The following is an 8,744-nucleotide window of genomic DNA, read 5'->3' on the forward strand; positions in this document are numbered from 1 at the left end:
TGCCGGAGGAGATGTCACTGCCTCGGGTGCGGCAGGAGGCTCGGACGTTTGTGGCGCAGGACGGGGACGTGGTCGTCGGGGTTGGGGTGGTGACGTTTGTGGACTACGGGTACGGCGGCTACGGGACGGTCGAGGAGCTGGTTGTCGATGCAGCGAGCCGTGGTCGTGGGGTTGGGCGGGTTCTGCTCGACGAGTGTCGCGGTTGGCTGGCTGGGCTTGGGGTTGAGGTGGTTTTCGTGTCGGCGGTTGATGAGGGGGTCGCGGGATTCTATCGCAAGGCGGGGTTCGTGAGCTGCACGGGGCCCTGGTTGTATCGGTCGTTGTGAGGTGGGTCACAGGAGTCGTGCGGTTTGGGCGGCCCGTGTGATGTGGTCGGGAGATGGATGCGGGTGCGGCGGCGGAGCGGTTGGGGTTCTCGGGCGAGGGGTGTACACGGTTCGCGGGGATGACGGCGAGCGACGTGCAACTTCCAGAGAATGCGACGGAGCTGCTCGAGTACTGCGGGGTCGCGGAGCGGGATCGCCGGGAGATGCTCGCGGCGCGGCCGGATCCGGAGAAGCACCCGGAGTGGTGGGTGCTCACGTCGGCGCTGGCCACAAACCTGGAGCAGAATCTGGAGAAGCCGTTGCCGTCGACCGGACATCGAGCTTGGCCAGTCGTGCCGGAATCGTCAACGCAGGTTGGGATGTACGCGTGGGCGTGGGCACTGCTGTCCGGTCTGCCGCGGTTGCTTGAGGTGCATGCTCGGCGCGGGGTTCCGGAGGCTGTGACCAGGGCGACGGTCGGCGCACTGGGTGGAGTGATGGGTAGTCATCGCGAGATCTACGGCCGGTCCGGTGTCGGGCTGATGCCGTTGTGGGGACCGCCGCTTCGGTTCCGGGGCGCCGACTACGAGATTGGGCGGCATTCGTTCACCCGCACGCATCTCGGCCTCGGGGACGGGGTTTCCGGCCATCTGCTGATGATCCACGTGCCGCCGATCGGCCCGCTGGACCCCACCGTCTCCGAGCAGTCGATCACCGCGGCCGCCCAGTTCTTCCCGCAGTGGTACCCGAACGAGCCCATCTACGGATTCGTCTGCCCGTCCTGGCTCCTCGACCCGCAGCTGGCCGAATACCTTCCGGCGGAGTCCAACATCCTCACCTTCCAGCGCCGGTTCACGATCCTCCCGCTGCTCCCGCCCAGTACGCCGTACGAGGGTGATCACGAGCTGATGCGGCTCGCGCTCCAGCTCGCACCGCCCGAGGGCCCGCTCACCGCCGACGACCTCGCCCGCGTCCCGCAGGACACCACCCTCCAGCGGGCGTTCGTGAGCCATCTGAGTTCCGGTCGCCATTTCCATCTCCGGACCGGCATTCGCCTCACATCCCACTGACCACTGGGCTGTTGCACTACCGTTTGCCAGGGAGGCACTACTTTCTGCAGCATTCCACCGCCCTCGGGTCTGCATCTTCCTGATGCGAAGGACGGAACCATGGGATCGATCAAGACGACTGTGGCGGCGCTGGCGTTGAGCGTTGCTGCGATCCAGTACGTCGTACTGGAGGCGGTGACGGCGGCTGCGTGGGAGAACCCGGCGTACAGCTACGCCCACAACAACATCAGTGACCTCGGCGTGCCGTCGTGTGGTGGTGAGATGGGCGGCCGGCTGATCTGCTCACCGCTGCACACGCTGATGAACACCAGCTTCATCGTGCAAGGCTTGCTGTTCGGTTTGGCGGCGGTGCTGCTCTACCGGTTGCTGCCAGGACGGCGGCCGTGGATCTATGCCGTACTGGGCTTGGTGCACGCGCTCGGCTTCCTGCTGGTCGGTCTGTTCCACGGCTCCCCGGAGGCGGCCGGCGCCGATGGCGGGCTGATCGTCCATATCTTCGGCGCCGCGCTGCTGATCGTCGGCGGCAACGCGGCCTCGATCGTGGTCGGTCACCGGCTGCGCGCCACCCACCCGCGCTGGGGTATCGCCGGAATCGCCCTCGGTCTCCTCGGCCTGCTATCGCTGGCCGTGATGGGCGCAGTCGGCGGCAGCACGATCGCCTCGGCCTTCGAGCGCGGCTCGGTCTACCCGATCATCGCGGCCGAGTTCATCGCCGGAATCGCACTGCTGGTGTCGCAACGATCGGCGCCCGCACCCGTTCTACCCGATGCTGCCCCGGAGCGGCACGGAGTTTGATGGCAAGATCTGCGGGGTGCAGATCGCGATGCTGGGGCCGTTCGAGGTTCGTGGGGATGATGGCGTCCTCGTGGACGTGCCGGGCGCGCGGTTGCGGGGTGTGCTGGTTGCGCTAGCACTTGACGCGGGGCAGTTGGTTCCGAAGGCGCGGCTGGCGGACTGGGTGTGGGGTGAGCAGCCGCCGGCCGAGGCTGCCAACGCACTGCAGCGGCTGGCTTCGCGGTTGCGGAAGGTGATCCCCGTCGAAGGTACGCCGGACGGGTATCGGCTCGTGATCGAGCCGGACGCGGTGGACGCGGTCCGGTTCGAGCGGCTGCTCGGGCAGGGGCGGTTGCGCGAGGCGCTCGACCTGTGGCGTGGCTCCGCTCTCCAGGACGTCGGGCTCCAGGACAGTACGGCGTTCGACGCGGCCGTGACCCGGTTGGAGGGGCTGCGGCTGACCGTGGCCGAGGACTGGTTCGATGCCGAGATCGCCCGGGGCCGGGGTGCTCAGCTGGTCACCGAGCTCACCGATCTCGTCGCCGCGCATCCCGTGCGGGAGCGGCTCGTCGGTGCGCTGATGCAGGCACTGGCCGCGAGCGGGCGTGACTCCGAGGCACTGCTCGTCTACCAGCGCACCCGCGATGCCCTCGTCGAAACACTCGGCGTCGATCCCTCGCCGGAGCTCTCCGCGCTGCACGTCGCGCTGCTGCGCGGCGAGTCGGTACGGCGCGATGAGCCGAACCGCGAGACGAACCTGCGCGCGGAGCTCACCAGCTACATCGGCAAGGCGGCCGACGTCGCCGAAGTCCGCGAACTGGTCGCCACCCATCGGCTCACCACTCTGATCGGCCCGGGCGGTGCTGGGAAGACTCGGCTGTCGACGGAAGCCGGCCGCACGCTGACCGACGTACTGCCGGATGGCGTGTGGTTCGTGGAGCTCGCCCCGATCGGGACCGAGGCGGATGTCGCCCAGACCGCGATCGCCACACTCGGTCTGCGGGACGGCCTGCTCGGTGACGCCCAAGAGGTGGACCCCACCGAGCGCGTGATCGCCGCATTCCGCGACCGGGAGGCGCTGCTGATCCTGGACAACTGTGAGCACGTGATCGACTCGGCAGCACGGTTCGCCGAGCGCGTCCTCGGGCAGTGTCCGAAGCTGCGGATCCTCGCGACCAGCCGGGAGCCACTCGGCATCACCGGCGAGGCGCTGTGGCGCGTCGTACCGTTGGCCCTGCCGACGGCGGACGCCGACGCCGAATCCTCGCCTGCTGTCCAACTGCTGCGCGACCGGGCGAGCGCCGTACGGGATCTCGGGACCGACGCGCACACCCTCGCGACGATGGCCCGGGTCTGCCGGGCGCTCGACGGGATGCCGCTGGCGATCGAGCTCGCCGCGGCGCGGTTGCGCACGATGTCCCTCGACCAGCTCGCGGATCGGCTCGACGATGTGTTCCGGTTGCTGACCGGCGGCAGCCGTACGGCGCTCCCCCGGCAACGCACGTTGCGCGCGGTCATCGACTGGAGCTGGCAGCTGCTGAGCGACGACGAGCGGATGGTGTTGCGCAGGCTCTCGGTCTTCGCGGGCGGCGCGAGCCTGGCCGCTGCCGAACAAGTCTGCGGTACGGCGGATGCGCTGGAGCTGCTGACCGCCCTGACCGAGAAGTCACTGGTGGTTGCTGATAGCAACAAGACGCCGCGGTACCGGATGCTCGGGATGATCAAGGAGTACGCCGCGCAACGCCTTGCCGATGCGGATGAGGTGGAACTGACCCGGCACGCGCATCTCACCTACTTCACCGAGTTGGCCGCGACCGCCGACCCGCATCTTCGCCGCGCCGAGCAACTGGAGTGGCTGGCTGTACTCGACGCCGATCACGACAACATCAGTGCGGCCATGCGCGGCGCGATCGCGGCCGGCGAGGCGGCCGCGGCGATGCGGCTCGCCTCGGTTGCCGGTTGGTACTGGTGGCTCAGCGGGCACAAGGCCGAGGGCAACGACCTGATCAAGGCGGCCATCGATACGCCGGGTGAGGTTCCTGACGAGACCCGGGCGATGGTCTACTCCTTGTTCATCCTGTTCCTGAACTCGGGACCGGGTGACGAGCATCTGGCTCGGGAGTGGATCCACGAGATCCACCGGATCAGCCAGCGCACTCAGCTCGTCAACCCGGTGCTGCAGCTGGTCGAACCGCTGGAGCGGATGCTGCAGTCGCCCGGCGACTTCCTCCCGGCCTGGGAACCGTTGCTCGACAGCGTCGATCCGTGGGTGCGAGCTCTCGGGCAGCTGCAGCTCGGCAAGATGCGAGTGATCCTCGGCCACGGTGGGTACGAGGCGGACAACTATCTGAAGGCTGCGCTAGCCGACTTCGAGGTGATCGGCGAGCGGTTCGGCATCACGTTCGCGCTCTCCGAGTTGGCCGACCGGATCGCCACCCGGGGCGAGTTCGCGGCGGCGTGCGCGCACTACGACCACGCGATCGAGATCATCGCCGAGATCAGCGGCACCGACGACGTGGTCCGGATGCGGTCCCGGCAGGCTGAGCTCTACTGGTTGCTGGACGACCCCGAGCGCAGCGCGGCGGCTCTTGCCGAGGCACAACGCCTTGCTGAGCAGGTGAACTGGCCGGGTTCCCTGGCCAACCTTGCCCTCTCGAAGGCAACGCTGGCTCGCTGGCGTGGCGATGCGGCCGACGTGCTTGCGCAGCTGACCACGATCACCAGCCTCCTCGGCGAAGCGGCTGAGCAACCGAACATTCGCACCCTCACTCATGATCTGCTGGGCTCGATCGCCGAGGATCTCGACGAGGCTCGGGAGCATTGGGCGGCGGCGTGTGCAGCCGCGACCGAGACCGGACATGCCAGCGGGATCGCGGGCGTGCTCGTCGGGGTGGCCGGTTATGCGCTCCGCCGTGAACGGTACGCCGACGCCGTACGGTTGCTGGCGGCAAGTACCGCCGTACGGGGGTTGCCCGATCGCTCGAACCCGGACTTCGCCCGGATAGAGCAGGCAACGCGCAGCCGCCTCGGCGACGCGGAGTACGCCGAGGCGGCTGCGGAAGGTGCGCAAGCGGACTGGAACCAGCTGGTCGCGGTCACGCTCGCTTCGTGAAGGTGGACGAGGCCCAGAAGTAGCCGACGATCGCGATCGCGAGGCACCAGCCGACGGCCTGCAGTACGTCGGAGGTCTGCGGTGTGCCGTTGAGGAGTCCGCGCAGGGTCTCGATGATCGGGGTGAAGGGCTGGTACTCGGCGAACTGCTTGACCCCCGGCCCCATCTTGTCGGCCGGCACGATCGCGCTGCTGAAGAACGGCAGCATGACCAGCGGGATGGCGGCCATCCCGGCCGTCTCCGGCGACTTCGCCGACAGGCCGAGCGCGACGGTGAACCAGCCGACCGAGATCGCGAGCAGCAGGACCAGGCCGAGTACGGCGAGCCAGTCGACGAGACCGGCCGACGGGCGGAAGCCGAGCGCGAATGCGACGCCGAGCAGCGCGACGATCGCGATCAGGTTGATCAGCACGCTGGAGACGACCTTGCCGGTCAGGACCGCGGACCGCGGGACGTCCATCACCTTGAACCGGTTGATGATGCCCTTCGTCATATCGGCGTTGGCCGCGATCGCCGTACCGCCGAGGCCGTAGCAGACGGCCATCAGGATCATCCCGGGTGTCGCGTAATCGACGTAGTCGACGCCGACACTGAAGGCGTCACCCAGTAGGTAGACGAACATGAACATCATCACGACCGGCATCAGGATCGCGTTGAAGATGCTGGTCGGGTTGCGGGTGAGGTGCTTGACGTCGCGGCGCACCATGACGAGCGACGGGGACTTGGTGGTGGTGCTCATTTCGCGGGTACCTCCGTGGCGTGACCGGTCAGGGCGAGGAAAACGTCGTCAAGATCAGGGGTGTGCACCGAGAACTCCTCGGCACTGAGTGCGTACTCGTCGAGCCGGTTCAGCAGGTCGCGCAACGAGCTGGTCCCGCCGTCGCTGGGGACGCGCAGGGTCAAGGACTCGTCGTCCGGGGTCGCGTCGGCGAACAGTTGCGCGGCCGCGGCCAGCTGCTCGGAATCGGCGAACCGAAGCCGGACATGCGTCCCGGGGATCTGCCGCTTGAGCTCGTCCGGGGTGCCCTGGGCAACCAACTTGCCCTGGTCCAGTACGGCGACCTGGTCCGCGAGCTGATCGGCCTCGTCGAGGTACTGGGTGGTGAGGAAGATGGTCACGCCGTCGGCGACCAGCTCCCGGATGATCGTCCACATCGTCCGCCGGCTGCGCGGGTCGAGCCCGGTCGTCGGCTCGTCCAGGAAGATGATCCGCGGGCTGCCGACCAGCGTCATCGCGAGGTCGAGCTTGCGCCGCATACCCCCCGAGTATGTCGACGCCGGCTGCTGCGCGGAGTCCGTCAGATCGAACCGCGCCAGCAGCTCGGCGACGGTCTTCCGGTCGGTTCCCGGGCTCAGGTCGACCATCAGTTCCAGGTTCTCCTGGCCGGTGAGCAGCTCGTCGACGGCCGCGAACTGACCGGTCACCCCGATCGCCTTCCGGACCGCCTTCGCGTCGGTGGCGACGTCGTACCCGGCGACCTTCACCGTGCCGGCATCGGCCCCGAGCAGCGTGGTCAGCACGTTCACGGTAGTCAAGTGGCGGAACATACCCCGTGGACGTTTCCGCAGGTCAGAGGGCAAGTGTAGGGGGCGACAGTACCCGCCTGCCGCCCCCTGGGCTGTGCCAGATCCGGCCTGAGACGGCCGACTACGGGCCGTCTGAGGCGTGCGCCGTCAGTCGGTAGAGGGCTGCTCTCCCGGCACAAACGCGTACCGCCCCGCGTTCCGTGTGTTGCTATCGCGCCGGAGCATTTCCCAAGGACCCGTGTTCACGTCGAAATCTCGACCAAATCCCGTCCATGCGCCTTTCATCATCGTTCCCGTTGCATCAATGTGCATCTGAACAGCGCCATGGAATATCTGACCTTGATAGTAAGAGTCGTCGCCTGTCTTCTGTTCCCACGTACCTGTCACGATCTGGATTCGCTGTTCAAGCTTCACTATCAGTGACCCGCCGCCAGTGATAGATCCGTCTATTGATCGTGCCGTCATCTGGTTGCCCACGTGCGAGAGGACTAGATGAGACAGGTCAACGAAGCTCTCATCTCGGCTAGATGACTTGTATGTGCATCGTGATTCCCAGATGCCGGAGAGGCTAACAGGGGGGCCACCGACCATGTGACCAGGAATCCGAGTGTCTTGCGCAATTTGCGTGACTCCGGAAATACCAGCGTCGTGGTCTTCCCAGAAGCTGCCGCCTTTCGCGACATAGTCGAAACCTAGTTGGTCAATGCTGTATCCGGTCGCTGCTTCAATCGCTCTGATGAAATGCCGCCGTGGATAGGAGACAGCTCCGGACTCCCAGCGCTGCACTGTCCGCAGCGTGCAATCGTTCCGCTCGTTCAAGCGCTCCCCTGCCTCGCGGATGCGCTTAGCGAACTCGTCTTGAGTCAGCCGAAGTCCCTCGCGTACTGCTCTCAGCGTCGTGTTAGCCACTCGCTCTGTCCTATCTCTGTCGTAAAGATGTCGTCCTGCTGTCGTCTTGACTGTCGTTCCGTGAGCGTGAGATCCACGACACTCTTACGTCACTACTACGACAGAGTACCTGCCGTATCAGCTTGCAGGCAACGACGACCGCGCCCAGGACGAGGGGACTGGTGGCAATGCAAGAAAGAATGCTTCCGAAAAGGTTTCATCTACTGCGACATAAGGATGTTAGCGGCGTATCGGGAACTGGAATAGTTGCTGAGGGCGTCGTCTGGTCATCTGGTGCCGTCGCCTTGCATTGGCCCGGCCACCCGCAAGCAACGTCCGTTTGGTCGAGCATTCGTGACTTGGTAACAGCCCATGGTCACGATGGAGCTTCCGAGATCGTCTGGATTGACCCCGGACCGGTTGCGGAAATTCAGCTGCTGCCACAACCGGAGCAACCATTTCGCAATGGTCGAGGATGGCCCATCTCAGATCCGCACGAGTGTGCAGGCGTGGGCGAATGACCATCATTCACGGGGAAATCATGGAGATAAAGAAACCGACCAGACCTTTCGTTGCAATCTATTTGCGTGAACTGAAGCCCATGACGGCTTCCGAAATGGCTCACGCAACCAGCTTTCTCATGACGCGTGCGCGTCGGAGAGGTTTCAATCCCGACGAGGTTGAAATCTTTGTCGAGAAATTAGAGACGGCTCCGGCAGCTTTCCAGAAAATGGCGGACAAGCTCACCGAACGAGGAGAACGCGTCATGATGATTCCCAGTATCAAGGACCTTGACGGACTGGGTAGTCCTCCGCTTGCCGTGATCGAGGCGCTCACGGCGGATCGCGTTGAGGTGCTCATCACCGGACCCGTCACCTAGTAGGCCCGTCAGGGTGGTTGGTGAGCCGTCGTTCTCCTGCCCGGTCACCCTGGCGTCGGCGGGGGCGCGGTGTGGCGAGTCCATTCCGTACCTCCTCAAGCGGGAAAGTGAACCACACTCCGCGCCCCGTCGTTTCCAAGCTGGGCAGTCCCTCGAAAAGGGCGAGGTTTGAGGGACTGCCCGTAATC

Annotated in this window: 8 protein-coding genes; 5 read left to right on the top strand and 3 right to left on the bottom strand. The window is 65.9% G+C overall.

Annotated elements, in window-relative coordinates:
- The 4 genes from E1261_RS40905 to E1261_RS40920 all read left to right on the top strand — a co-directional run.
- Nucleotides 1-326 (top strand): GNAT family N-acetyltransferase (locus E1261_RS40905; RefSeq protein WP_238176763.1); only part of this gene is annotated, 326 nt, incomplete at its 5' end.
- 119 nt (nt 327-445) lie between these two features.
- Nucleotides 446-1,375 (top strand): acyltransferase domain-containing protein, encoded by a 930-nt coding sequence (locus E1261_RS40910; RefSeq protein WP_132415143.1) that lies wholly within the window; start codon nt 446-448, stop codon nt 1,373-1,375.
- 99 nt (nt 1,376-1,474) lie between these two features.
- Nucleotides 1,475-2,170: a DUF998 domain-containing protein gene (locus E1261_RS40915; RefSeq protein ID WP_132415144.1), complete on the top strand. Its 696-nt coding sequence runs from the start codon at nt 1,475-1,477 to the stop codon at nt 2,168-2,170.
- Between the two features lie 16 nt (nt 2,171-2,186).
- Nucleotides 2,187-5,261, top strand: a complete 3,075-nt coding sequence (locus E1261_RS40920; protein ID WP_132415145.1) for an ATP-binding protein — start codon at nt 2,187-2,189, stop codon at nt 5,259-5,261.
- Here E1261_RS40920 and E1261_RS40925 read toward each other — a convergent pair.
- The 3 genes from E1261_RS40925 to E1261_RS40935 all read right to left on the bottom strand — a co-directional run bounded on the left by E1261_RS40925 (nt 5,245) and on the right by E1261_RS40935 (nt 7,697).
- Nucleotides 5,245-6,000, bottom strand: a complete 756-nt coding sequence (locus tag E1261_RS40925; RefSeq protein WP_132415146.1) for an ABC transporter permease — start codon at nt 5,998-6,000, stop codon at nt 5,245-5,247. The two genes, E1261_RS40920 and E1261_RS40925, sit on opposite strands and share 17 nt — an antisense overlap.
- Entirely contained in the window at nt 5,997-6,788 is a 792-nt protein-coding gene (locus E1261_RS40930; RefSeq protein ID WP_476703277.1) for an ATP-binding cassette domain-containing protein, read from the bottom strand. Before E1261_RS40930 ends, E1261_RS40925 begins: the two co-directional genes overlap by 4 nt.
- Nucleotides 6,789-6,935: 147 nt before the next feature.
- A complete protein-coding gene (locus tag E1261_RS40935) occupies nt 6,936-7,697 on the bottom strand; it encodes a helix-turn-helix domain-containing protein (RefSeq protein WP_132415148.1) in 762 nt (253 codons plus the stop codon).
- A 496-nt stretch (nt 7,698-8,193) separates the two neighbouring features.
- Here E1261_RS40935 and E1261_RS40945 point away from each other — a divergent pair, with 496 nt between their 5' ends.
- Entirely contained in the window at nt 8,194-8,556 is a 363-nt protein-coding gene (locus tag E1261_RS40945; RefSeq protein WP_132415149.1) for a hypothetical protein, read from the top strand.
- The last annotated feature ends 188 nt before the right edge of the window (nt 8,557-8,744 follow it).

This window comes from Kribbella albertanoniae, assembly GCF_004348455.1.
In the GTDB taxonomy this organism is placed as follows: domain Bacteria; phylum Actinomycetota; class Actinomycetes; order Propionibacteriales; family Kribbellaceae; genus Kribbella; species Kribbella albertanoniae.

Coding starts and splice junctions, on each gene's coding strand:
- E1261_RS40945 (WP_132415149.1), top strand. CDS start 8,194: ATGACCATCATTCACGGGGAAATCATGGAGATAAAGAAACCGACCAGA.
- E1261_RS40910 (WP_132415143.1), top strand. CDS start 446: ATGACGGCGAGCGACGTGCAACTTCCAGAGAATGCGACGGAGCTGCTC.
- E1261_RS40915 (WP_132415144.1), top strand. CDS start 1,475: ATGGGATCGATCAAGACGACTGTGGCGGCGCTGGCGTTGAGCGTTGCT.
- E1261_RS40925 (WP_132415146.1), bottom strand. CDS start 6,000: ATGAGCACCACCACCAAGTCCCCGTCGCTCGTCATGGTGCGCCGCGAC.